This window comes from Actinomyces gaoshouyii (assembly GCF_002076915.1).
In the GTDB taxonomy this organism is placed as follows: Bacteria; Actinomycetota; Actinomycetes; order Actinomycetales; family Actinomycetaceae; genus Actinomyces; species Actinomyces gaoshouyii.
This window is the reverse complement of the sequence record NZ_CP020468.1, coordinates 1,050,879-1,073,750: the sequence shown is the minus strand read 5'-3', so window position 1 is coordinate 1,073,750 and position 22,872 is coordinate 1,050,879. Positions and strand designations below refer to the sequence as shown.

21 protein-coding genes are annotated in these 22,872 nt (G+C 71.9%); 2 read left to right on the top strand and 19 right to left on the bottom strand.

From position 1 onward, the window contains the following. Positions 1 to 183 precede the first annotated feature (183 nt). Positions 184 to 546, top strand: coding sequence for a hypothetical protein (locus B6G06_RS04395; protein WP_198939985.1), 363 nt, complete (start codon positions 184 to 186; stop codon positions 544 to 546). 271 nt (positions 547 to 817) lie between these two features. On the opposite strand, the gene B6G06_RS10215 is transcribed toward B6G06_RS04395, so the two are convergent. Further along, positions 818 to 961 (bottom strand): flavoprotein, encoded by a 144-nt coding sequence (locus B6G06_RS10215; protein ID WP_158082839.1) that lies wholly within the window; start codon positions 959 to 961, stop codon positions 818 to 820. A gap of 9 nt (positions 962 to 970) precedes the next feature. Continuing rightward, entirely contained in the window at positions 971 to 1,399 is a 429-nt protein-coding gene (locus tag B6G06_RS10055; RefSeq protein WP_125898886.1) for a hypothetical protein, read from the bottom strand. A 395-nt stretch (positions 1,400 to 1,794) separates the two neighbouring features. Between B6G06_RS10055 and B6G06_RS10620 the strand changes: the two genes are divergently transcribed. Then, positions 1,795 to 1,923 carry a hypothetical protein gene (locus tag B6G06_RS10620; protein WP_276205820.1) on the top strand — a complete coding sequence of 43 codons (129 nt, stop codon included), beginning with the start codon at positions 1,795 to 1,797 and terminating at the stop codon, positions 1,921 to 1,923. A 139-nt stretch (positions 1,924 to 2,062) separates the two neighbouring features. Here the strand turns inward: B6G06_RS10620 and rpe are convergent, their stop codons facing one another. The 17 genes from rpe to pyrR all read right to left on the bottom strand — a co-directional run bounded on the left by rpe (position 2,063) and on the right by pyrR (position 22,784). After that, the gene (gene rpe, locus B6G06_RS04385; protein ID WP_081171145.1) at positions 2,063 to 2,740 is read right to left on the bottom strand and encodes a ribulose-phosphate 3-epimerase; all 678 of its coding nucleotides are present in this window, start codon (positions 2,738 to 2,740) and stop codon (positions 2,063 to 2,065) included. Between the two features lie 54 nt (positions 2,741 to 2,794). Next, positions 2,795 to 4,405 (bottom strand): RsmB/NOP family class I SAM-dependent RNA methyltransferase, encoded by a 1,611-nt coding sequence (locus B6G06_RS04380; protein WP_081171143.1) that lies wholly within the window; start codon positions 4,403 to 4,405, stop codon positions 2,795 to 2,797. Continuing rightward, positions 4,405 to 5,400 carry a methionyl-tRNA formyltransferase gene (fmt, locus tag B6G06_RS04375; protein ID WP_081171141.1) on the bottom strand — a complete coding sequence of 332 codons (996 nt, stop codon included), beginning with the start codon at positions 5,398 to 5,400 and terminating at the stop codon, positions 4,405 to 4,407. Before fmt ends, B6G06_RS04380 begins: the two co-directional genes overlap by 1 nt. 10 nt (positions 5,401 to 5,410) lie before the next feature. After that, entirely contained in the window at positions 5,411 to 6,196 is a 786-nt protein-coding gene (locus B6G06_RS04370; RefSeq protein ID WP_081171139.1) for an HAD family hydrolase, read from the bottom strand. A 185-nt stretch (positions 6,197 to 6,381) separates the two neighbouring features. After that, on the bottom strand, positions 6,382 to 6,894 hold the full coding sequence (locus B6G06_RS10490; RefSeq protein WP_164505197.1) for an excalibur calcium-binding domain-containing protein: 513 nt from the start codon (positions 6,892 to 6,894) through the stop codon (positions 6,382 to 6,384). Between the two features lie 259 nt (positions 6,895 to 7,153). Then, a complete protein-coding gene (locus B6G06_RS04360) occupies positions 7,154 to 9,211 on the bottom strand; it encodes a primosomal protein N' family DNA-binding protein (protein ID WP_164505196.1) in 2,058 nt (685 codons plus the stop codon). 39 nt (positions 9,212 to 9,250) lie between these two features. Then, a complete protein-coding gene (gene metK, locus B6G06_RS04355; RefSeq protein ID WP_080463377.1) occupies positions 9,251 to 10,453 on the bottom strand; it encodes a methionine adenosyltransferase in 1,203 nt (400 codons plus the stop codon). A gap of 93 nt (positions 10,454 to 10,546) precedes the next feature. Continuing rightward, on the bottom strand, positions 10,547 to 11,938 hold the full coding sequence (coaBC, locus tag B6G06_RS04350; protein ID WP_081171137.1) for a bifunctional phosphopantothenoylcysteine decarboxylase/phosphopantothenate--cysteine ligase CoaBC: 1,392 nt from the start codon (positions 11,936 to 11,938) through the stop codon (positions 10,547 to 10,549). 12 nt (positions 11,939 to 11,950) lie between these two features. Beyond that, the gene (gene rpoZ / locus B6G06_RS04345) at positions 11,951 to 12,352 is read right to left on the bottom strand and encodes a DNA-directed RNA polymerase subunit omega (RefSeq protein ID WP_080463379.1); all 402 of its coding nucleotides are present in this window, start codon (positions 12,350 to 12,352) and stop codon (positions 11,951 to 11,953) included. Positions 12,353 to 12,638: 286 nt separating this feature from the next. Then, positions 12,639 to 13,241, bottom strand: a complete 603-nt coding sequence (gene gmk, locus B6G06_RS04340; protein WP_240494102.1) for a guanylate kinase — start codon at positions 13,239 to 13,241, stop codon at positions 12,639 to 12,641. 309 nt (positions 13,242 to 13,550) lie between these two features. After that, positions 13,551 to 13,862 (bottom strand): integration host factor, actinobacterial type, encoded by a 312-nt coding sequence (mihF, locus tag B6G06_RS04335; protein WP_080463380.1) that lies wholly within the window; start codon positions 13,860 to 13,862, stop codon positions 13,551 to 13,553. A 208-nt stretch (positions 13,863 to 14,070) separates the two neighbouring features. Then, positions 14,071 to 15,021 (bottom strand): orotidine-5'-phosphate decarboxylase, encoded by a 951-nt coding sequence (gene pyrF, locus B6G06_RS04330; RefSeq protein ID WP_268237215.1) that lies wholly within the window; start codon positions 15,019 to 15,021, stop codon positions 14,071 to 14,073. A gap of 9 nt (positions 15,022 to 15,030) precedes the next feature. Continuing rightward, a complete protein-coding gene (gene carB / locus B6G06_RS04325) occupies positions 15,031 to 18,375 on the bottom strand; it encodes a carbamoyl-phosphate synthase large subunit (RefSeq protein WP_081171135.1) in 3,345 nt (1,114 codons plus the stop codon). Between the two features lies 1 nt (position 18,376). Next, the gene (carA, locus tag B6G06_RS04320; RefSeq protein WP_081171133.1) at positions 18,377 to 19,702 is read right to left on the bottom strand and encodes a glutamine-hydrolyzing carbamoyl-phosphate synthase small subunit; all 1,326 of its coding nucleotides are present in this window, start codon (positions 19,700 to 19,702) and stop codon (positions 18,377 to 18,379) included. Positions 19,703 to 19,846: 144 nt separating this feature from the next. Further along, entirely contained in the window at positions 19,847 to 21,151 is a 1,305-nt protein-coding gene (locus B6G06_RS04315; RefSeq protein WP_081171131.1) for a dihydroorotase, read from the bottom strand. Beyond that, positions 21,148 to 22,152, bottom strand: a complete 1,005-nt coding sequence (locus tag B6G06_RS04310) for an aspartate carbamoyltransferase catalytic subunit (protein ID WP_080463384.1) — start codon at positions 22,150 to 22,152, stop codon at positions 21,148 to 21,150. Before B6G06_RS04310 ends, B6G06_RS04315 begins: the two co-directional genes overlap by 4 nt. Next, the gene (gene pyrR, locus B6G06_RS04305) at positions 22,149 to 22,784 is read right to left on the bottom strand and encodes a bifunctional pyr operon transcriptional regulator/uracil phosphoribosyltransferase PyrR (RefSeq protein WP_080463385.1); all 636 of its coding nucleotides are present in this window, start codon (positions 22,782 to 22,784) and stop codon (positions 22,149 to 22,151) included. Before pyrR ends, B6G06_RS04310 begins: the two co-directional genes overlap by 4 nt. Positions 22,785 to 22,872: the final 88 nt, after the last annotated feature.

Here is a 22,872-nt window from a genome sequence, read left to right as displayed (position 1 = left end):
CGCGCTCAGGCACCTTGAAGCAGCGTGATCATCCCGAGACATTCCGCGCCAGGACGGGGAAAAGTCATCTTGAGGCGCGCCTCTCACGGGCCGGGCGAGGTGCCCCTCGCGGCGTGTCGGGCCGCCGCCTCGGGCGGTCCCCTGTGAGGAATTCCCTACGAGAGCGGCTCGCGATACCCTGTCGTGGCCGACCCGATCGCACTGGTCCATCCTGGCCGCGTTCGGTCGCGGCGCAGTGGCATGCATCTTCGGAAAGTGAGGACCATGTTCCGGCGCAAGTCCGCGCAGAGCCTTCGAAGCGAGTTGGCCTCGGTCGATGAGCTGATCGCGGCGCACCCGCTGTCCGATCCCTCGATCAGGCGCGCCCACGAGATCATCGAGAGCCATGGGCCTGGGGACACCGAGGCGATCGCCGCGGAGCTGGAGAGCCTCGGGCTGCCCTCGCTCGATGAGGTGGGAACAATCCAGGCCGAGCAAACCGCGAGCTGGTGGCGCCTCCACCGAAGGCGCAGGAAGCTCACGAGACGGCTCGGCATCACAGACTGACAAGCGCCCCACCGCCGCGCTCCGCGTCGGCCCGCGCGAGATGCCGGAGTTGAGGATGGATGGGTGATCGCGGGCGCTGCGGTCATGGCGGGTTCTCCTCAGTGGGATATTAGGCCTGGTGGTACATGATCGGCCCGCCTCCCCATCGCCCCCCCAGGAGGAGCAGAACAGGCACTCGTGCAGGTCGGCCAGAACGGGGCGGCACTGGATCCACGGCGTTCCCGCACTGCCGGAGTCGACGATCTTGTGGCCGGTCGCCTCAAGCCCCAGGTCAGAAGTCGGCGGAGGCATATTTCTCTGCGGAGCGCGTCGTTATACAGCGGAGTTCAGACTTGAACTCTCTCCTCATTCTGAGAACCCACGACGGGATTAACGACGCGCCGATGGCGCCGGTGACGACCAGGACGATATTCATCTTTCTTCCTCACCTCGTCCAATCATTGAGGTGGACCGTAGCGTGAGCAGGCTGGCCGTGACAGCCACCACCGCAAGAGCCTGGTACACAAAACTTGACGAGACTCCGTTGTGCGTGACGATCACTCCCCCCAAACCAAAGCGCTTGTACAACCGCAGCAATGCGAACACCCCTTATACGTCGCCTCATCACGTCGCCGGGGAGCAGAAATATGATCATATACGCGCCCGCCAAAATGGCCGAAAACAACACGACGCCCATATACTGACTTGATGCAAAGCGTTCTGCATGGGGGCTAATCAACTCAGGGATCATGAAACGAAGAACCATTACCCCTGCGGCGACAAAACCGATTACTTGCAGCAGCCACAGCGCTTTCAGGCCTTCACTGTGTTGATCAACTCGTCGGAGACCGCCGAACGCGCCGTTGAATTCCATTGCCAGAAGTCCTTGATCGATGCGTCATCGCCATGAGTCGATGGGTACACTCGTGCTACGGGCGCCGATGATAGTGTTATTTTATTTTATTCCATCCCACTTTGAAGTCAAGGGGTCAACGAGACTCATGAGGGATGCCCGCCAAAGAGGATCGGGCCTCATCCGGCACTGCCCACGAGAGTCGCGGATCGTTGTGGGCATGGGGAATAGGTCGTCGATACGGGCCAGGGCGGAGATCACGAGGAGGTGCGCGGGGGCCTGCGCCAAGACGTCCAGGGGGCAAGGGCAGGATGCTGGACGAGGCGTGCGCGGTGACCGGCTGGAACCGGGGCAACGCCAGGAGGCGCCTGAGGGCGGTGGCCAAGCGCCCTGGAAGGGCTGTCGGGCCCACGACCATGCCTATACTCGCGCCGCTCAGGACCAGGGACCAGCTGCGCGGCAAGAGCACCGCGAAGGCTGGCCAGCTGCTGCGCGGCTCCATCGCGATCCGCAAGGCCATCCGCATCAAGAACGCCGCCACCTAGCCCCCCTGCTTCGCGGACAGTCTAGGCGTACTGACCGGAGAGGTCGGTTGAAGGACTGCGATCCGGGCGCGTGAGCAAGGGGATACGCAGCACTGCCCCCTAAGCGTCGTCTGATGGCAGCGCCTCGGGCCGACGCGCCTCAGCACATGTGGGCGGCGGCCAGCGCGCGCAGCTCGCCGATGGCGGCCAGCGCGTCGTCGGCGCCGTAGACGGCTGACCCGGCGACGAAGACATCGGCGCCCGCCTCGGCGGCGCGCTCGATCATGGCGGCGGAGACCCCGCCGTCGATCTGAATGCTCAGCTCCAGGCCGCGCTGGCCCACCAGGCGCCGGGCGCCCTGGATCTTGGGAAGCATCGACTCGATGAAGGACTGACCGCCAAAACCGGGCTCGACGGTCATGATGAGGAGCATCTCGAAGTCGCCGAGCACGTCGGCCACCGCCGCCAACGGGGTGGCCGGGCGCAGGGCGATGCCGGCGCGGGCCCCAAGGCGGTGCAATTCCGCAGCCAGGCGGACCGGCGCCGTCGTGGCCTCGGCATGGGCGGTGACGGTGGTGCAGCCTGCCTCCGCGTAGGCGGGGGCCCAGCGGTCGGCGTCCTCGATCATGAGATGGGCGTCGATCGGCAGGCCCGTGCAGCCCACGACGGCCTCGACCACCGGCAGCCCCCAGGACAGGTTGGGCACGAAGTGATTGTCCATGACATCGACATGGACGCCGTCGGCGCCCCCGGGCCCGCAGATGCGGGCAATCTCATCGGCCAGGCGCGAGACGTCGGCGTTGAGGATCGAGGGGTGGATCGCGGGCGCGGCGGTCATGGCGGATTCTCCTCCGTGAAATATCAAGGCTGGTGGTGCACGGTCGGCCCGCTATCAGCGGTCGCGGCGCAGGAGGGCGCAGAACATGGCGTCGGTGCCGTCCAGGTGGGGCCAGAGCTGGAGCTGGGCGCGGTCCGATCCGGCGGGCGGTCGCGGCGCGATACGGGTGGCGGCGTCGCCGGCGTGGAGCGTCTCGATGCTCATGCCCCCGCGCATGGCGCGGCTCAGGGCGTCCTTGACGACGAGGCTGGTCTCCAGGGCGTGGGGCGAGCAGGTGACGTAGGCGACCAATCCCCCGCGCCGCACAGTGGCCAAGGCGGACAGGAGCAGCTCGCGCTGGAGGGCGGCGAGCTCGGTGACATCCTTGGGATCGCGGCGCCAGCGGGCCTCGGGGCGGCGTCGCAGGGAGCCCAGGCCCGTGCAGGGCGCGTCGACGAGGACGCGGTCGTAGCGCCCGGGCTCGTCCCGCCCGAACTGGCGCCCGTCCCCGCAGCGGATCTCGACGACGCCGTCGGGGATGGCTCGCACGGCGGCCTCGACGAGCCTGGCGCGGTGGGGCGTGACCTCGTTGGCGACGAGGCGAGCGCCCCGCTGCGCGGCCCGGGCGCCCAGGAGCGCCGCCTTGCCGCCGGGGCCGGCGCACATGTCGAGCCAGCGCTCGTCGCGCCCGGCGATCGCCGGCTCGCTGGCCATGAGGGCGACGAGTTGGGAGCCCTCGTCCTCCACGCCCGCGCGGCTGTCGCGCACCGCGGGGACACGGCCGGGGTCGCCCCCGGTCAGAACCACGGCGCAGGGGCTGATGTCCCCCGGCCGAGGCTCATCGCCGACGGCGCGACGGGCCTCGGCGGCCAGGCGCTCGGTCTCGACAAGGCCGGGACGGGCGCAGAGAACCACCTCGGGATCGGCATTGTCCGCCCTGAGGAGATCCTCGAGCTCATTGGGATCGCGCCCGCCCACCACGAGGGCCTGGCGCAGGGCCTTGGCGATCCACACAGGGTGGGACTCGATGGCCGCCACGGCGGCCAACTCGTCCGGGGCGGCGTCTCGCAACTCGGCCAGCCAGGCGTCGAGGGCCTTGGCGGAGACCTTCCGCAGGACGGCGTTGACGAAGCTGGAAGCGCCGCGCCCCGCGGCATGAGCTGCCAGCTCCACCGTGGCCGACACGGCGGCGTGGGCGGGCACGCGCATGCCGAGGAGCTGGTGGGCGCCCAGGCGCAGCGCGTCGAGGACGACGCCGTCGAGCCGCTCCAGGGGGCGATCGACGCAGAGGGCGAGGATCGCGTCATAGCGGCCCGCCAGGCGCAGGGCCCCATAGGTCAGGGCGGTGGCGAAACCGGCATCCCGGCGGTCGAGGCGCGCGGCGGAGAGGATCGGCGGGAGCACGAGGTTGGCGTAGGCGCCGTCCTCGCGGACCCTCGTCAGGGCCTCGAGGGCCGCCAGGCGCGCGGCGTCGGGATCGGGGAGCGAGCGCGGGGAGGCACCGACGTCCCGCGGGCCGCGCCCCCGCTGGGCGCCCGGGCGGGCCGGGTGATGGCGGCCGCCCTCATTGCCATGGCCGCGCTCGCGCCCCTGCCCCCGGCGCTGGGAGGCGGCATGGCCCCGCTGCTGGCCGCGACGGCCGCCTGCCCGGCCATCCTGGCCGCTGCCGCCTGCGCGCCCGGCCATCAGCGCTCGCCTCCCGTCATCACTGTCGCGGCGGCCTGCTCGCCGAGGCGGGCGCCGGGAGCGGGCCTCGCGCCGCGGGCCCAGGCCGCCGCGTCCATCCAGTTCTTTCCGGCTGGCGCCACTTGGCCCAAGCGCAGCGCTCCACAGCCCGTACCCACGAGGACCTCCCGCTTGGAGACGCGCAGCTCGCCGGGCGCGAGGGCTCCGGTATCGGCGTCGTCGCCCGCATAGGCGCCCCCGGGAACGGGAGTGGCGGGCCCGAGGCGGAGACGGGCGCCGCGGTAGGTGCTGTGCGCGCCGGGCGCGGGGGTGACACCGCGGATCCGGCGGTCGATCTCAGCGGCCGGGCGCGCCCAATCGATGCGCCCGTCGTCGGGGGTGAGCATCGGGGCCAGGCTCACGCCCTCATCGGGCTGGGGGGTGGGCCTCGCGGTGCCGGCGGCGAGACGGCAGAGGACGTCGAGGACGAGGGGTGCTCCGGCCTGAGCGAGGCGGGCCAGGAGATCCCCGGCGGTGTCGGCGGGGCCGATGGGCTCGACCAGGCGCGCGTGGACGGGCCCGGTGTCCAGGCCCTCCTCGAGGCGGAAGACACAGGCACCGGTGACGTCGTCGCCGTGGATGATCGCGTGCTGGACGGGGGCGGCACCGCGCCAGGCGGGCAGGAGGGAGAAGTGGAGATTGAGCCAGCCATGGGCGGGAACATCCAGGAGGGCGGTTGGGACGATGCGGCCGTAGGCGACGACGACGGCCGCGTCGGCGCCCAGGGAGCGCACCCAGTCCTGGGTCCCGGGATCCTTGAGGGTGGTCGGGGTGCGCGTGTCGATGCCGGCCCCGCGGGCGACGGCCGCCACGGGCGAGGGGCGCAGGGCCCGGCCGCGGCCGGAGCGGGCGTCCGCCCGGGTGAGGACTCCAACGATCTCGTGCTCGGGAGAGTCCATGAGTGCCCGCAGCACGGGGAGCGCCGGCTCGGGTGTCCCGGCGAAGAGTATGCGCATGGGCTCCAGTCTAGGGGCGGGTCGCGCGGGCCGGCAGGATGCCGCGCTCGACGAGCTCGGCGCGCAGGGCACCTGCGCCAGTGAAGGTGTGGGTGAGGATGCCCATGCCGGAGGCACTGGCGGTATTCGCCGGGGAAGCGTCGATGAAGAGAGTGCGGGAGGGCTCGAGGCCGAAGCGCTCCAGGGCGACGCGGAAGATGGCGGGATCGGGCTTGATGAGATGCTCCTTGCCGGAGACGACGATCCCGGCGAAGCGGTCGAGCTGCGGAACGAGATCGCGGGTGTCGTCGAAGGTGGGGCCGTCGTAATTGGTCAGGCAGTGGAGCGGCAGACCTGCGGCGAGGAGCTCGTCGACGAGGCCCTCCATCCCCGGCACGGGTCCGGTGAGGGAATCGCGGAAGCAAGCCCGATAAGTGCGCAGGATGTCCACCCAGTCGGGCCTCCCGGGGTGGGCGGCGGCGAGGTCGGCGACGATGGCGTCGAAGTCCTCCCCGAGGTCGGAGCGGCGGTTGAGGGCGGTGAAGTCGGCACCCGCGCAGAACTCCTCCCAGGCGGGCAGGCTCACGCGCCCGGCAACGGCGGCCACGGCCTCCCAGGCGTAGAGCACATTGCCCAGGTCGAGGATGATCGCGTCCACCCCGTCCGCGGTGCCGGCGATCCTCGCACGGGCCCGCCCGGCGGACTGCCGGGCCGACGGGTGCCGCGACTGCGCGGGATCAGCGCTCGTAAGGCCAACGGGGTGCGCTAGAGAGGCACTACCGGTGCTGACGTGCTCACAGTTGCTCGCAGTGCTCACACCAAGACTGTAGCGGGCACCGCCCGGTGCGTCCTGCCCCCTCGGCCCCGTCCTGCGGCCTCGGCCCGCAGATACCGTCTCATTCTCGCAGGATGAGGGCGCAAGAGCGGGGTGAGACGGTATCTGCGGGCCGAGGGCGCAACAGTGAGGCTGGACAGTTCACGAGAGAATGTGAGGCGCGCTCGTCACTTCTCGCAGGCTATGCCGTCGCCGTCCCGATCGAGCCCGGGGCGGTACCCGGGCTCTCCCCGGTAGAGCGGCGCAGCGCCAGCCGCCCTGGCCTCCTTGCAGTTGGAGTAGTAGGCGGAGCCGCCCTGGTCGGAGGACGAGGAGCCGCCACGGCCGGCGAACGAGGCGATCTGCTGGTCGCCTCGGCTGGAGAACGAGTCCTGCTCCACCTGCTGAAAGGCTTCTGCCTGGCGGGATGCCTCCGCGGCGGCGCGACTCGCCTCCGCCTCAGCGGCGGCGCGACTCGCCTCGGCCCGCCTCGTCGCAGCGGCGTCCCGGGAGGCCTTCGCCTCGGCCTGCTTGGTCGCTTCCGCCTGGCGGGATGCCTCCGCCTCAGCCTGCTTGGTCGCCTCTGCCTGGCGGGATGCCTCCGCCTCAGCCTGCTTGGTCGCCTCTGCCTGGCGGGATGCCTCCGCCTCCGCGGCGGCGCGACTCGCCTCGGCCTCCACAGCGCTGGCATCAGAGGTCACAACAGCTTTTGGGGTTGGCTTCGTCGACGAAGCGGCGTCGGTATCGCATCCGGCGAGCAGAGGAAGGATGAGCGCTGCGCAGGCAGCAATAGCGAGGGAACGGCGAGAGGGCAGCACGGTTGGCTCCTGCGGGGATGAGGGGAATCTCGCGGCACGAGCGCCGCTCGGGACAGGGACATCACTCTGGGGAGAGAGTGATACCCATCAATTGGAGAAAGTACCACCGGAATCCGGCTGATCCGCCAGTGTCATTGAATCGTCACCAGAGGTGGGTCGGGTCGAGCTCGACCCGGATGGGGTCCTCGCGGTGGGCGGAACGGTCCCGCAGACGATGACGCAACCAGCCGGCGAGCTCGCGCCCCCGGGGCACCGGCACGCGCAGCACTCCTCGGTGCGTCGCCTGGGAGGCCTGCGCAGAGTCCTTGGCCCGCCCGGCTCCCGCGCGCGGCGCCTCTACGGGCCCCAGCGCCTCGTAGCCCTCGGCCTGCCCCGCCATGAGCAGATCCTCGACGGCACGGCGAGGCCCGTCGAGGCGGGCGGTCCGCCATGCCGGCGGCAGGTGCAGCTCCTCGCGCTCGGCCAGCTCCCTGCGGGCGAAGCCCTCGTGGTCCCAGCGCAGGAAGTGCTGCGCGGCCACGGGCTCCGGGCCCCCCAGCACGATGACCCGCGCGCCGGGAGCCACCAGCGCGGCCGCGTTCGTCCAACGGCGTACCGCCTCCACGGTGGCGCCCATGTCCACCCGTGAGGACAGGGCCCCGGCGTCCATGAGGATGACCGCCCGGTAGCCCCCCTGGGCGATGGGCTCGGCCCCCGGGGTGGCAACGACGAGCCGAGGGGAGTCATCGACCTCGGCGATGACGCCGTGGTCCTCCCTCGCCCCGGAGATGACGACGCCGACTCCGGGGAATGCCCGGCCCAGCTCCTCCCCCGTGCGCGCCGAGCCGACGGAGCGCATCCGCAGGCGGTCGGACCCGCAGTTCTCGCAGCGCCATCCGTGGGGGGATCTCCCGCACCACCGGCAGGACATCGCCCCCCCGCGCTCCATGGTCATGGGCCCGCCGCAGGTGGTGCAGCGCGCCGGTGCCCGGCAGCGATCACAGGCCACGAGCGGGGCGTAGCCCCCGCGCGGCACCTGGATGAGGACGGGCCCGGCCTCGACGGCCGCGCGCACCGCCCGGTGGGCGAAGGAGGGGAAGCGGGCGGCCCCGGAGGCCCCCTCGGCCTCCAGCTCCACGCCCGGGACCTCCACGCGCGGGGCCGCGGCGCGCACGACGCTCCTGGGAGCGGCGAGGCTCACGGCCCACCCGCGCTCCACATAGGCCTGGGCCTCGACGCTGCGCGCGTGGGAGGCGATGAGCAGGCCGCAGTGCTCCAGGCTGGAGCGCAGGGCGAGCACGGTGCGGGCATGCGCGTAGGGGGCGTGGCGCTCGTCGAGGCGGTCATCGCCGTCATCCCAGATGACGGCCAGGCCGAGGTCCGCCACAGGAGCGAAAGCGGCGCCGCGCGTGCCCACGACGACGCGGGCTCGCCCCAGGAGCAGGCGGGCGAAAGCCCGATAGCGCCGCGCGGGACCGTGGTCCGCCGCGAGGGTGACCACGGGCTCGCCCGGCAGGAGCGCCGTGAGAGCGCTCGCGAGATCCTCGGCCATCTCGGCGGTGGCGACAAGCACGAGCACGCCCCTGCCAGCGCTGAGCGCCGCCCGGGCGGCGTCAGCCAGGAGCTCGGGCCAGGACGCGGTGATGCCCTGCCTCCCGGGCAGCACGGTGACCACGCTCCGGGGAGCGCCGCCGTCGGCGAGCGAGCGCAGCATCTTCTCGCCGCCCTCGTACACCGCCCAGCCGCCGCCCTCGGGGGCGAGCCACTGGGGCAGGACGGGTGCTGGACCCTCCCGCGCGGAGGCCTCGGCGCGGGCATGGCGCGGCGGAATGGCCACGCGCAGCACATCGGGGCGGGCCCCCGCGCTGCGCTCGGCCACGGACTCGGCCAGGCGCATGGTGGCCGGCGTGAGAACGGGCAGGTCGGAGACGACCCTGCGCACGGGTGTGAGCGCGCCCGGGTGGGTGGTGGTCGAGCCGCGCTCCCAGATCCACCCGTGCGCCTCCTGACCGCCGAAGCGCACGGCAACGCGCGTGCCCACTCGGGCATCGGCGTCGATCGCAGCGGGGACGCGGTAGTCGAAGAGCCGGTCGAGGTGGGCCACGGGGGTGTCGAGGAGCACCCTGGCCACCGGGTCGATGACGCCGTCCGGCGGGGTGATCGTGCGCTCGGGGCGTGCGGGGGCGGCGATGAGCTCGCCCTGCTGGGCAGTGTCTGTCATCTGCCCGTCATCGGCTCGCCCATCGCGCGTCCCCCGGGCTCAGAGCGCGGCGCGCAGCGCCTCGACGCGATCCGTACTCTCCCAGCTGAAGCCCGGGCGGCCGAAGTGGCCGTAGGCGCTCGTGCCCGCGTAGATGGGGCGCAGGAGGTCGAGGTCGCGGATGATGGCGGCGGGACGGAGGTCGAAGACCTCGTCAATAGCGGCCTGGATGCGATCGACGGGGACGGTGTGGGTGCCGAAGGTCTCCACGTAGAGGCCCACGGGGCGGGCGGCGCCGATGGCGTAGGCCACCTGGATCTCGCAGCGGGTGGCCAGCCCCGCGGCGACGACGTTCTTGGCCACCCAGCGCATGGCATAGGCGGCGGAGCGGTCCACCTTGGAGGGATCCTTGCCGGAGAAGGCGCCGCCCCCATGGCGCGCCATGCCTCCGTAGGTATCGACGATGATCTTGCGGCCGGTCAGGCCCGCGTCCCCGGTGGGCCCGCCGATGACGAATTGGCCGGAAGGGTTGATGAGCAATTCGATGCCGCCGACTGCCACATCCATCCCCGCCGCCTGCTCCGCCGCGATGACGGGATCGATGACCTCGGCCGCCAGGGCGTCGGTGAGCCAGGCGCGGCTGCGGTCCTCATCGTGCTGGGTGGAGATGACGATGCTCTCGATGCCCACGGCGCGATCGCCGTCGTAGCCGATGGTCACCTGGGTCTTGCCATCGGGGCGCAGGCCGGGCACGATCCCCTGCTTGCGCACGACCGCCAGGCGCTCGGCGAGGCGGTGAGCGAGGTGGATGGGCAGAGGCATGAGGGCGGCGGTGTCCGTGCAGGCGTAGCCGAACATGAGGCCTTGGTCCCCCGCGCCCTGGAAATCGAGGGGGTCGAGGTCGGAGGAGTCATCGCGCGCCTCGAGGGCCTTGACGACGCCGGCGTTGATATCCGGCGACTGCTGGCCGATGGAGATGGACACGCCGCAGGAGCGGCCATCGAAGCAGACGTCCGAGGAGTCGTAGCCGATGCGCACGATCTCATCGCGCACGATCTGCGGGATCTCCACGTAGGCCGAGGTGGTGACCTCCCCCGCCACATGCACCAGTCCCGTGGTCACCATGGTCTCGACGGCCACATGCGCATCGGGATCCTGGGCGAGGATGGCATCGAGGATGGAGTCCGAGATGCGGTCGCAGACCTTGTCCGGGTGGCCCTCGGTGACCGACTCGGAGGTGAAGAGGCGCGCTTGGGAAGTCACGGCCGCATCTTAACCACGGCCCCCGACAGGAATGACCGCCCGTTCCCCCTCACACCCCGTGCCGATCCCCGGGGTCCGCGGCGGGGACGCTGCTCAGCGGGGGAGCCGTTCGGCGATGAGGTCCAGAAGCAGTTCGGCGACCTCCGCCTTCGTGCCCTCGCCCCGTGCCACCTCAGCACCCTGGGGATCCAGGACGACGACAGCGTTGGGCACGTCCCCGAATCCCCTGCCGTCGCCGACGGCGTTGACGGCGAGCAGGTGCGCGCCCTTGCGGCGGGCCTTGGCCGCGCCATGCGCGAGGGCGTCGCCCTCCTCATCCCCGGTCTCCGCGGCGAAGCCGACGATGAGCTGCCCCGGCTGGGGAGGATCGGCGACGAGCCCGGCGAGGATGTCGGGATTGGCCACCAGCTCGATGGGCGCCGGTCCCCCCGCGGGCCCGACGGCCTCGTCCGCGCCGCCCGTGGCCGGGCCGGCGCCGTCGGCCAGACGGTGCTTCTTGATCTTGGAGATCCCGGGATGGGATGGCCGGAAGTCAGCGACTGCGGCCGCCATGACGACGGCGTCGGCGCTGGAGGCCTCGGAGCGAACGGCGGCCTCCATGTCCAGGGCTGTGGGGGCCTCGACGATCCGGGCGGTTCCGGCGCCCGGCGCTGCCGTCGACTCTCCCAGCGGGGCAAGGACCTCGGGCGAGATGTTGGCGGCGATGAGGACGACGTCGGCGCCCCGCGCGGCGGCGGCGCTCGCGATGGCCACGCCCTGGCGGCCGGAGGACCGGTTGCCGATGAAGCGCACGGGGTCGATGGGCTCATGGGTGCCGCCCGCGGAGACAACGAGGCGCCGGCCGGACAACTGCTCCGGGCAGGCCGTCCCCGGGCCGCCGGCACCGGTGCGGCGCACGGCGGCAGTCGCCCCGGCCGGCACGGCCAGCGCCTCGGCGACGATCCGCTCCGGGGCGGGCAGGCGCCCCGCGCCGGAGTCCCCGCTTGTAAGGGGCCCGACATCGGGCTCGATGATGGTCAGTCCGCGGCGGCGCAGGGTGGCGACGTTCTCGACCGTCGCGGCGTTGGCCCACATCTGCGTGTGCATGGCCGGCGCGAGGACGACGGGCGCCGTGGTGGTCAGGATCGTGGCGGTGAGCAGATCGTCCGCGCGGCCGGCCGCAATGCGGGCGAGCAGGTCGGCCGAGGCGGGAGCGACGAGGACGAGCTCGGCCCACTCCCCCAGCCCCACGTGCTCGACGGCCGCCGGGTCGTCGAAGACGTCGGTGTCCACCGGTCGGCCGCTGACGGCCGCCAGGGCGGGGGCGCCGATGAAGCGCAGGGCGGCCTGGGTCGCCACGGCGCGCGTCTCATGGCCCTGGGCGCGCAGAAGACGGATGACGGTGGGCGCCTTGTAGGCGGCGATGGAGCCAGCGACGCCGACGACGACGCGCCACGGCCCCGTTGGGGTCGCGGCGCGACGGGCGCCCTCGCTGCGCTGCGGCACGGGCGGGTCGCGTCAGAACTCGATGCTGTCGACGCCGGGTCCGGTCGTCTCGGTCTCGTCGAAAGTGACAGCGGTGTCCAGCGAGATATCGGAGAACATGTCATCCTCGGCGGCGCGACGGGCGGCATCGGCCTCGGCGCGACGGGCGCGGGCCTCCTCGCCGCTGATCACCTGGAGCTTATCCTCGGCGATCTCGCGCAGAGCGATACCCAGGGGCTTCTCCTCCGGGGCCACCTCGACGAGCGGGCCGAAGTACTCGAACTGGTTGGACTCCAACTGCTGGGTGTAGGTGTTGATCTGACGGGCGCGCTTGGCGGCCTCCACCACGAGCCCATACTTCGAATCGACCTTCTCCAGGAGATCGTCGATCGGCGGATTCGTGATGCCCTCGGGCTGGGGGGAGGTTCCGAGCATGAGCTCCTCTTTCGGATCGATCGGGTACCAGCGGGCCCGGCGGGTCCCCGCTCCGACGAGCGGGGAGTGAGGGCCCGGATATGTCCGTGGTGCTGGCCGGTGCTGGCCAATGGGCCGAGCCAGGACATCCTAGCCCCTCAGGGAGCGGGGAATCACCACCCGCTCGGCCCCGGAGCGCCGTGGTGCCCGTCTCAGCCCATGACGATGGGAACGCCGAGCGCCAGTGAGGCCTGCTGGTAGCCGCCGAGGTCCGAGCAGGAGTCCCGGGGAGAGGCATGACCTGATCCTAAGGAGCGGCGGGGACCAATCCGAGGCGACGCTCGAGCTCGGCGGCGGCACGCCCCACCGTGTCGTTCACCACGACGACATCGAACTCCTCCGCCGCCGCGATCTCGGTGCGGGCGGTGGCCAGGCGGCGCTCCCGCTCGGCGGCGCCCTCCGTGCCCCGGCCCACGAGCCTCTCGACGAGAGCCTCCCAGCTGGGTGGGGCGATGAAGACGAAGAGGGCGTCAGGCATGGACTCGCGCACCTGCCGGGCCCCGGCGAGGTCGATCTCGAGGAGGGCGGGGCGCCCTTGAGCGAGGGCCTCGGCAACCGGCTCCCGGGGGGTGCCGTAGCGGTGGGCCCCGTGGACGAGCGCCCATTCCAGCATGTCTCCCCGCTCGACCATCGCGTCGAAGTCGGCGTCGTCCACGAAGCGGTAGTGGACGCCATCCTCCTCACCCGGGCGCGGCGCGCGGGTGGTGCAGGAGACGGAGACGAAGAGCTCGGGGTGGCGGCTGCGCAGCTCGGCGACGATCGTCCCCTTGCCGACGGCGGTCGGCCCGGCGATCACGGCGAGCCGGGCCGGCGGCGTCACTGGGGGGGGCGCGGGGATCGCGGGCATCATGGCCCCAATCATGGGCCATCCGGTGCCGTCTCCGGAACACCCTGCGGGGGCTCGAGAGACCGGTAGGACGTTCTCCGTTGGTGGTGGCTCTCCTCGGCCGGGCCCGTCCTTTCCCGGTTGTCACCGCGCACCGCAGTTGCCGCCGCGCACCGGGGCCGCGTCGGTACCCCCCGAGCACGTCCGCAACCCCGGGGCACGACCACAATGCCGCTGGGAGACCAGCGCGAAGAAGAGGGCTCCCCGCGTCGCCAGTGGCGACGCGGGGAGCCTCAGGGTGCTGAGTTCGTCAGGGCGGGAACCCGGGGAAGCTCAGTGGAAGCGGCGCAGGAGGGCAGCGCGCTGCTGCGCTCCCAGGCCGCGGACACGACGGGACTCGGAGATCCCGATCTCCTCGATGAGGGCGCGAGCCGTCGTCGAACCGACACGAGGGAGCGACTGGAGAAGGTCGAGGACCTTCATCTTGCCGATCGCCTCGTCGGTCGCAGCGAGCTCGAAGAGCTCTGACAGGCTCATCGCACCACGCTTGAGTGCGATCTTCACCTCCGCGCGGCGGGTGCGCGCGACGGCTGCCTTAGCGAGGGCCTCGGCCCGCTGCTCGGGGGTGAGGGTGGGAAGCGCCATGACCTGTAATCTCCTTCATATCGGTCACTTTGTGCGGTGATGAAAGGTTATGACCCGAAACCGCCCTTTACGGGCAGTTTTGCGAAGACGTTACGAGGTATCGTTCCGGACACCGTAACGCTCCGGCTACCTACGCAGGTCAGGGGCATTACAGCCGCACAACGCCCTCACGCAAGTGATGAGCGACACACGTCAATGGCGTGTCGTTTTACCTCCTCAGAGCCCTTCCAGCCTCCAACGCCGCGCGTCCGGCCGCCCCGCGGAGCGCCTCCGGATCCGGACCGGCGCCGAGCACGCCTCTCGATGTCGAGGCGAGCACCTGGGCGCGCGCCGCCCCGAAGACTCTCGCGAGCTCCGCCTCCCCAGCCCCCTGCGCGCCGACCCCCGGGGCGAGCAGCGGCGCGTTGGTCGCCGCGAGGTCGATCCCCAGGTCGCGCGCCGCATCGCCGATGGTGGCGCCGACGACGAGGCCGATGCTCCCCAGGGTGCCCGCGGCGCGCGCCGCCGCGTTGGAGGCGGCGGCGCCGTCGGCGATCATCGCGGCGACGGCCCGGCCCGAGGAGGCCGTGGCGTGCTGCACGGTGGCGCCCTCCGGGTTGGAGGTCAGTCCCAGTACGAACAGGCCGCGCCCGCTGGCGCTGGCCGCCTCGAGGGCGGGGGTCAGGGAGCCGTATCCGAGGTAGGGGGACACGGTGATCGCATCGGCGGCCAGGGGTGCGGCGTCGACGAGGTAGGCCTGGGCGTAGCCGCCCATGGTCGAGCCGATGTCCCCGCGCTTGACGTCGAGGATCGACAGGGCTCCCACTTCCCTCAGCGCCGCCAGGGTCTCCTCCAGGACAGCGATGCCGGCGCTGCCGTGCCTCTCGAAGAAGGCGGACTGCGGCTTGACGGCGGCCACCCGGGCGCCGATGGCCTCGACGACGCGCAGGCTGAACTCGCGCAGACCCGCGGCGTCGTCGGTCAGGCCCCAGGCCGCGAGGAGCGCGGCGTGCGGGTCGATGCCCACGCATAGCGGACCGTGGTCGTCCATGGCTGCTCCCAGCCGGGCGCCGAAGGGGAGGGTGCCGGGAAAGCCGGTCTCCTCGGCCTCCCCCCGAGACCCCGCAGGCCGGGCGGGGGCGCCGCTGGCAATGGTGCCAGTGCTGGGCTCGCGGCTCATCGTGTCTCCTCAGTCGTCGTGATGCGCGGTGGCGGGGGCGCCGGCGGGACTCGGGGCCGGGGCGCGCATCTCCTGGAGGCTGCGCACCCAGAAGGCCCCCCGCAGCTGGGCCTCGAGCGCCTGGACGGCGGCCTGCAGCTGATGGACGGTGGTGATGATCGGCTTGTCCGCGCTGGTGGTGGCCTCGCGGATCGCGTAGCCGTCGGCGCGGGCGCCCTGGCCCTTCGGGACGTTGACGACCATGTCGATGGCGCCTGACTCGATGAGGCCGACGATCGTGTCCTCCCCGTGCTCGCCGACACCCTCGCTGAGCTTGCGCACGGGGGTCGCGTTGATCCCGTTGCGCCGCAGCACCTGGGCGGTGCCGCTCGTCGCGTAGACCTGGAAGCCGAGCTCGGCAAGCCTGGCCACGGGCAGGATTATGGCCCTCTTGTCGCGGTCGGCCACGGAGACGAACAGCGCGCCCTCGGTGGGCAGGCCGCCGTAAGCTGCGGTCTGGGACTTGGCGAAGGCCTTGGGGAAATCCGCGTCGCAGCCCATGACCTCACCGGTGGAGCGCATCTCGGGGCCGAGGATCGGGTCGACGACTCGCCCGGAGCGCGTACGGAAGCGCTTGAAGGGCAGCACGGCCTCCTTGACGGCGATGACGCTGGGGATGCCGGGCGTGGAGGCGTCCTCGGCGGGCAGCGCCCCGCGATCGCGCAGCTGGGCGATCGACTCCCCCGCCATGAGCCGGGCGGCCGCCTTGGCCAGGGCGACGCCGGTGGCCTTGGAGACGAAGGGCACGGTGCGCGAGGCCCGCGGGTTGGCCTCGATGACGTAGAGCGTGCCGCTCATGAGGGCGAACTGGATGTTGATGAGGCCGCGCACTCCCACACCGGCGGCGATGGCCTCGGTGGCGGCCCGGATACGGGCGATCTCGGCATCGGACAGGGTCATCGGGGGCAGCACGCAGGAGGAGTCCCCGGAGTGGATGCCGGCCTCCTCGATGTGCTCCATGACGCCGCCCAGAAACAGCTCCTCGCCGTCGTAGAGGGCGTCGACATCGATCTCGATGGCATCGTCGAGGAAGCGGTCCACGAGCAGTGGGCCGGCGGCGTAAACCGCCTCCGCTCCCCCGGCGTCCTGCTCCGCACGGGCGAGGTAGTCGACCAGGCCGGCGCGCTCGTAGATGATCTCCATGCCGCGCCCGCCGAGCACGTAGCTGGGGCGCACGAGCACTGGGTAGCCGATCTCCTCGGCCACGGCGAGGGCCCGCTCACCCGAGCGAGCGGTGCCGTGGGCCGGGGAGACCAGGCCGGCGCGCTCGAGGACTCCTCCGAAGACCTGACGGTCCTCCGCGGCGTCGATCGCCTCGGGGCTGGTTCCCAGGATCGGGACGCCCGCGGCCTTGAGGCGGGCGGCCAGCGCCAGGGGCGTCTGCCCGCCGAGCTGGACGATGACACCGGCGACGGGGCCAGCGGCGAGCTCGGCCTCATAGACCTCCATGACATCCTCGAAGGTAAGGGGCTCGAAGTAGAGACGGTCTGAGATGTCATAGTCAGTGGAGACCGTCTCGGGATTGCAGTTGACCATGATGGTCTCGTAGCGCTCGGCCAGCGCCATAGTGGCGTGAACGCACGAGTAGTCGAACTCGATGCCCTGACCGATGCGATTGGGCCCCGAGCCCAGGATGATGACGGCCTCGCGCTCGCGGGAAGCCACCTCCGTGGACAGGTCGTAACTGGAGTACAGGTAGGGGGTGCGAGCGGCGAACTCGGCGGCGCAGGTGTCCACGGTCTTGTAGACGGGCCGCAGCCCGTAGGCGTGGCGGATCTCGCGCACCGTCCCCTCGCCGATGCCCCGCAGGACGGCGATCTGCTGATCGGACAGGCCGTGGCGCTTGGCCTCGCCCAGGAGCCCGGGGGTCAGGGCGGGCGCCTGGCGCACCGCTGCGGCGATCTCCTCCAGCAGCATGAGCTGGTCGAGAAACCAGGGATCGATGCCGGTGGCCTCGTGGAGCGCCTCGATGGTGGCGCCGCCGCGGATGGCCTGCTGGACCTCGATGAGTCGGCCCTCGGTGGGGGTGCGGATCGACTCCAGGAGCGCGGCCGTGGCCTCGGCGTCGGGGGCGGGGCCCTCCCAGTGGAAGACCGATCCGCGCTTGTCGATCGATCGCATGGCCTTGAGCAGGGCCTCGGTGAAGCAGCGCCCGATGGCCATGGCCTCGCCGACGGACTTCATGGTGGTCGTCAGGGTCGGGTCGGCGCCCCGGAACTTCTCGAAGGCGAAGCGCGGCACCTTGACGACGATGTAGTCGATGGCCGGCTCGAAGGAGGCGGGCGTGGAGCCGGTGATGTCGTTGGGGATCTCGTCGAGTGTGTAGCCCACGGCCAGGCGCGCGGCGATCTTGGCGATCGGGAAGCCAGTCGCCTTGGAGGCCAGGGCGGAGGATCGCGAGACCCTGGGGTTCATCTCGATGACGATGACGCGGCCGGTGGCCGGGTCGACGGCGAACTGGATGTTGCAGCCGCCGGTGTCCACGCCGACCTCCCGGATGACGGCCATGCCGATGTCCCGCAGGCGCTGGAGCTCGCGGTCGGTCAGGGTCAGGGCGGGGGCGACGGTGATCGAGTCGCCGGTGTGGACGCCCACCGGGTCGACGTTCTCGATGGAGCACACGACAACGACGTTGTCCGCGGTGTCGCGCATGAGCTCGAGCTCGTACTCCTTCCAGCCCAGGATCGATTCCTCCAGGAGCACCTCGGTGGTGCGCGAGGCGGCCAGCCCCGCGCCGGCGATGCGCTCGAGGTCCTCGGCGCTGCGGGCCACGCCCGAGCCGAGCCCGCCCATGGTGAAGGAGGGACGCACGACGACGGGGTAGCCGCCCAGGGCCTCGACCCCGGCGTGGCACTCGTCGAGCGTGTGGGCGATGACGCTGCGGGCGACCTCGGCGCCGCAACGCTCGACGACGGTCTTGAAGGCGTCGCGGTCCTCGCCGGCGTTGATGGCCTCGGCGCTGGCGCCGATGAGCTCGACGCCGTAGCGCTCCAGCACACCGGCCTCGACGAGCGCCATGGCGGCGTTGAGGGCGGTCTGCCCGCCAAGCGTGGGAAGCAGTGCGTCGGGCCGCTCCCGGGCGATGATAGTGGTCAGGGCCTCAGTGGTGATGGGCTCGATGTAGGTGGCGTCGGCCATCCCCGGGTCGGTCATGATGGTGGCCGGGTTGGAGTTGACCAGGATGACCCTGATCCCCTCGGCGCGCAGGACTCGGCAGGCCTGGGTGCCCGAGTAGTCGAACTCGCAGGCCTGGCCGATGACGATGGGGCCGGAGCCGATGACGAGCACGGAGCGGATGTCGTCGCGCAATGGCATCTCAGGCCTCCTTGATGGGCTTGACGGGGCTGCCGGGGTGGCTGACATGGGCGGGGGCCGCGGCGCCTGCGTCTGGGATGCTCGGGGCGCCGCGGCGGGAGCGCATGAGGCCGATGAACCGGTCGAAGAGGTGCTCGCCGTCGTGGGGGCCGGCGGCGGCCTCGGGGTGGTACTGGACGGAGAAGGCGGGGATGTCGAGGGCGCGCAGGCCCTCGACGACGCCGTCGTTGAGCCCCACGTGGCTGACCTCGACGCGCCCGTAGCGCCCGGAGTCGAAGGGCGCCGTGGTGGGGGCGCCCGTGGGGGCGTCGACGGCGAACCCGTGGTTGTGGGAGGTGATCTCCACTCTCCCGGTGGCGCGGTCGAGGACGGGCTGGTTGATGCCGCGGTGCCCGTAGTCGAGCTTGTAGGTGCCGTAGCCCAGGGCCCGGCCGAGCAGCTGGTTGCCCAGGCAGATCCCGAAGAAGGGGATGCCGGCGTCCAGGACGCCGCGCAGGAGCTCGATCTCGGCGGTGGCGGTGGCGGGGTCGCCGGGGCCGTTGGAGAAGAAGACGCCGTCAGGGTCCAGAGCGAGGACCTCGGCCAGGGTGGTGGACTGCGGCAGGACGTGGACGCGCGCGCCGCGCTCGGCGAGCTGGGCGGGAGTGCGGCTCTTGATCCCCAGGTCGATGGCGGCCACGACCGCGACGGGCTCGCGCCCGGCGAAGGCGCCGCTGGGCTCGACGACGTAGCCCGCCGACGTGGTGACCTCTCCGGCGAGGGCCCGGCCGGCCATGGTGGGGGTCCTGCGGACGATGTCCAGGCAGATGTCGATGGCGGCGGCCGAGCCCGGCCCCTCATGGGCGGCGCCGATGGGCAGGGCGTCGCCGGAGAAGATGCCGGCGCGCATGGCGCCGCGCTCGCGCAGGTGGCGGGTGAGCGCCCGGGTGTCCACGTGGGACAGGCCGACGACGCCGGAGTCGATGAGCGCATCCTCCAGCTCGCCGCGCGAGCGCCAGTTCGAGGCCCGCCTGGCCGGGTCGCGGACGATGAAGCCAGCCGCCCAGATGCGCGAGGACTCGCAGTCCTCGTCGTTGATGCCAGTGTTGCCGATGTGCGGCGCGGTCATCGTGATGATCTGGCGGTGGTAGGACGGGTCGGTGAGGGTCTCCTGGTAGCCGGTCATGCCGGTGTTGAAGACGATCTCGCCGAGCGCGCGGCCCTGAGCGCCGTAAGCGCGCCCGCGCAGGACGTAGCCGTCCTCCAGGACGAGGATCGCGGGGGGCCTGGCGGCGGTGCCCGTCGAGCCGGGGGCCGTGGCGGCCCCGGCGCTTCCATTGGTTGCCATATGCGGCTCCTGAGGGGTGAGTGGTGGAGCGGGTGGGAGGGGCCCTGGGACCAGGGAGCGTCCGGGGTGCGGGGAGGGACGAGCAGGGGCGCGCCGGACTGGCGGGCGGCGCGCCGGGGCGCCGCCCGCCGGAGGGGCGCTGGATCAGGCGGCCTCGACGGGCCTGCCGTCCAGGACCGTGGGGCGGCCGTGGAGGAAGGTGGCGATCACCTGGCCGGGCAGCTCCATGCCCGCGTAGGGGCTGTTGGCCGAGCGGGTCCACTGGGCGGCCGGGTCGACGACCCTCCTGACCGACGGGTCGACGAGGCAGAGGTTCGCGGGCGCCCCGGCGGCGAGCCCCTGGCCCTGGTCCTCGGCGCGCCCGATGAGGGCGGGCGCGGTGGACAGGACGCGGGCGACGTCGCGCCAGGTCATGCGGCCGGGCTCGACCATCGTGGCGATGATGATCGGCAGGGCCGTCTCCAGGCCCGTCATGCCGAACGCGCCGGCGGCCCACTCGCAGTCCTTGTCCTCCACAGGGTGGGGGGCGTGGTCGGTGCCGACGACATCGATGGTGCCGTCGGCGAGGGCCTCGCGGAGGGCCTCGACATCCTCGGCCGTGCGCAGCGGGGGGTTGACCTTGTACAGCGGCGAGTAGGTGCGCGCCTTCTCATCGGTGAGCAGGAGGTGGTGCGGGGTGACCTCGGCGGTGACGTTGATGCCCCGGGCCTTGGCCCAGCGGATGATGTCGACGCTGCCGGCGGTGGACAGGTGGCATACGTGCAGGCGCGAGCCCACATGCTCGGCCAGGAGCGCATCGCGGGCGATGATCGATTCCTCGGCGACGGCGGGCCAGCCGCGCAGGCCGAGCTCGGCGGACAGGGCCCCCTCGTGCATCTGGGAGCCCTCGGTGAGACGGGGGTCCTGGGAGTGCTGGGCGATGACGCCGTCGAAGGCCTTGACGTACTCCAGGGCGCGGCGCATGAGCACGGGGTCGGCGACGCACTTGCCGTCGTCGGAGAAGACGCGCACCTGGGCCTCGGAGGCCGCCATCGCACCCATCTCGGACAGGTGCTCGCCCTCCAGGCCCGCCGAGACGGCGCCCACGGGATGGACATCGACCCACCCGGCCTCACGGCCGAGCCGCAGGACCTGCTCGACGACACCGGCGTTGTCCTGAACGGGATTGGTGTTGGCCATGGCGAACACGGCCGTGTACCCGCCGACAGCGGCGGCCCTGGTGCCGGTGAAGACGGTCTCGGCGTCCTCGCCGCCGGGTTCGCGCAGGTGGGTGTGGATGTCGACCAGGCCCGGCAGGGCGACGAGGCCCGTGGCGTCGTGGCGGGTGGCGCCGGCGGGCGCCTGGGCGGCGGCGTCGGGGCCGATCACGGCGATGGCGCCATCGATGATGAGGATGTCGGCGGTGTCCTCGCCGTAGGGGCGGGCACCGGTGATGAGGTGGGCGGTCACAGCTGGTTCCCTTCGTCGGCGAGGAGGAGGTAGAGGGCGGCCATGCGCACGGAGACCCCGTTGCCGACCTGCTCGATAATGCGCGAGCGCGGGTCATCCGCGGCCTCGGCGGTGATCTCCAGGCCGCGGTTCATGGGCCCGGGGTGCATGACGATGGCGTGCTCGGGCATGGCGGCCCGGCGCAGGGCATCCAGGCCGTAGGCGCGCGAGTACTCGGCGGGGCTGGGGAAGAAGCCGCCGCCCGCGGCGCTCATGCGCTCGCGCTGAACGCGCAGCATCATGACGGCGTCGGGCTCGACGGAGGCGATGGCGCCGTCGAAGTCGTAGGAGACCTCGCAGGGCCAGTCCTCCATGCCCACGGGCAGGAGGGTCGGCGGAGCGACGAGGGTGACGGAGGCTCCCAGGTGAGTGAGCATGTCCACGTTGGAGCGGGCCACGCGCGAGTGGAGGACGTCCCCGACGATGATGACCCGGGCCCCGTCCAGGTCGCGGCCCCGGGGGGCGGGCGATCCGTCCGCGGCGCGCCCGGCCCCGCCGGCCGGCCCGCCTGGGGCGTACCAGCGGCGCAGGGTCATGGCGTCCAGGAGTGCCTGGGTGGGGTGCTGGTGGGTGCCGTCGCCCGCGTTGAGCACGGGGACGTTGATCCAGCCGGCATGGGCCAGGAGGTGGGCGGCGCCCGAGGCGCTGTGGCGCACCACGACGGCGTCGGCGCCCATGGCCATGATCGTCTGGGCGGTGTCCTTGAGGGACTCTCCCTTGGACAGGGAGGAGCCCTTGGCGGAGAAGTTGATGACGTCGGCGCTCAGCCGCTTGGCGGCCGCCTCGAAGGAGAGCCGCGTGCGAGTGGAGTCCTCGAAGAAGAGGTTGACGACGGTCTTGCCGCGCAGAGTGGGCAGCTTCTTGATGGAGTGCTTCTGAGTGGCGGCCATCGCCTCGGCGGTGTCGAGGACCATGACGATCGCGTCGTGGTCCAGGTCCTTGGCGCTCAGCAGGTGCTTCATCGGGTGGCCTCCTCGCCGGCCGGGATGGTCTCGATCGTAACGGCGTCCGCGGTGGCGCCCAGCTCGGTGAGGGCGACGACGACCTTCTCGGACCGGGATGTGGGCAGGTTCTTACCGACGTAGTCGGCGCGGATGGGCAGCTCGCGGTGACCCCGGTCCACGAGGACGGCCAGCTGCACGGAGGACGGGCGGCCGACGGCGCCGACGGCGTCCAGGGCGGCGCGGATGGTGCGGCCCGAGTAGAGGACGTCATCGACGAGGATGACGGTGCGCCCGTCGATGCCCCCGGCGGGGATGGTTGTGGGCCGCGGTACGCGGATGGGGTGGCGGCCCAGGTCGTCGCGGTACATCGTGATGTCGAGGGTGCCGACCTCGATCATGGGGTCCCCATTGGCGGCGGGATCGATCGCGGTGTTGGTGGCCGCGGCGACGGCGAGGGCCTCGGCCAGCCGGTGCGCGAGGGGCGCTCCCCCGCTGGGGATGCCCAGGAGGACCACGTCCTCCAGTCCGCGGTTGCGCTCGATCACCTCATGCGCGATGCGCAGGAGGGCTCGCGCGATCTCGGCATCGCCGAGGATCTTCTTCCCGCTCGTGGGTGCGCCGGCAGTGGCGCCTGACAGATTCATGGCCATGAAGGCCCCCTTCCCCGCCTCTCCGGACGGACTTAAAGGATGTCTGGCGCCCCGAGGCTAGCGCGTGGCGGGTCGCCCGGCCGGGCGC

Bases quoted from the DNA above. Each gene is read 5' to 3' on its own strand.
- carA (WP_081171133.1), bottom strand. From the start codon at position 19,702: ATGGCAACCAATGGAAGCGCCGGGGCCGCCACGGCCCCCGGCTCGACG.
- carB (WP_081171135.1), bottom strand. From the start codon at position 18,375: ATGCCATTGCGCGACGACATCCGCTCCGTGCTCGTCATCGGCTCCGGC.
- pyrF (WP_268237215.1), bottom strand. From the start codon at position 15,021: ATGAGCCGCGAGCCCAGCACTGGCACCATTGCCAGCGGCGCCCCCGCC.
- fmt (WP_081171141.1), bottom strand. From the start codon at position 5,400: ATGCGCATACTCTTCGCCGGGACACCCGAGCCGGCGCTCCCCGTGCTG.
- B6G06_RS10055 (WP_125898886.1), bottom strand. From the start codon at position 1,399: ATGGAATTCAACGGCGCGTTCGGCGGTCTCCGACGAGTTGATCAACAC.
- B6G06_RS04310 (WP_080463384.1), bottom strand. From the start codon at position 22,152: ATGAAGCACCTGCTGAGCGCCAAGGACCTGGACCACGACGCGATCGTC.
- B6G06_RS10215 (WP_158082839.1), bottom strand. From the start codon at position 961: ATGAATATCGTCCTGGTCGTCACCGGCGCCATCGGCGCGTCGTTAATC.
- gmk (WP_240494102.1), bottom strand. From the start codon at position 13,241: ATGATGCCCGCGATCCCCGCGCCCCCCCCAGTGACGCCGCCGGCCCGG.
- mihF (WP_080463380.1), bottom strand. From the start codon at position 13,862: ATGGCGCTTCCCACCCTCACCCCCGAGCAGCGGGCCGAGGCCCTCGCT.
- B6G06_RS04360 (WP_164505196.1), bottom strand. From the start codon at position 9,211: ATGACAGACACTGCCCAGCAGGGCGAGCTCATCGCCGCCCCCGCACGC.
- rpe (WP_081171145.1), bottom strand. From the start codon at position 2,740: ATGACCGCCGCGCCCGCGATCCACCCCTCGATCCTCAACGCCGACGTC.
- B6G06_RS10620 (WP_276205820.1), top strand. From the start codon at position 1,795: ATGCCTATACTCGCGCCGCTCAGGACCAGGGACCAGCTGCGCGGCAAG.
- rpoZ (WP_080463379.1), bottom strand. From the start codon at position 12,352: ATGCTCGGAACCTCCCCCCAGCCCGAGGGCATCACGAATCCGCCGATC.
- B6G06_RS04380 (WP_081171143.1), bottom strand. From the start codon at position 4,405: ATGGCCGGGCGCGCAGGCGGCAGCGGCCAGGATGGCCGGGCAGGCGGC.
- pyrR (WP_080463385.1), bottom strand. From the start codon at position 22,784: ATGGCCATGAATCTGTCAGGCGCCACTGCCGGCGCACCCACGAGCGGG.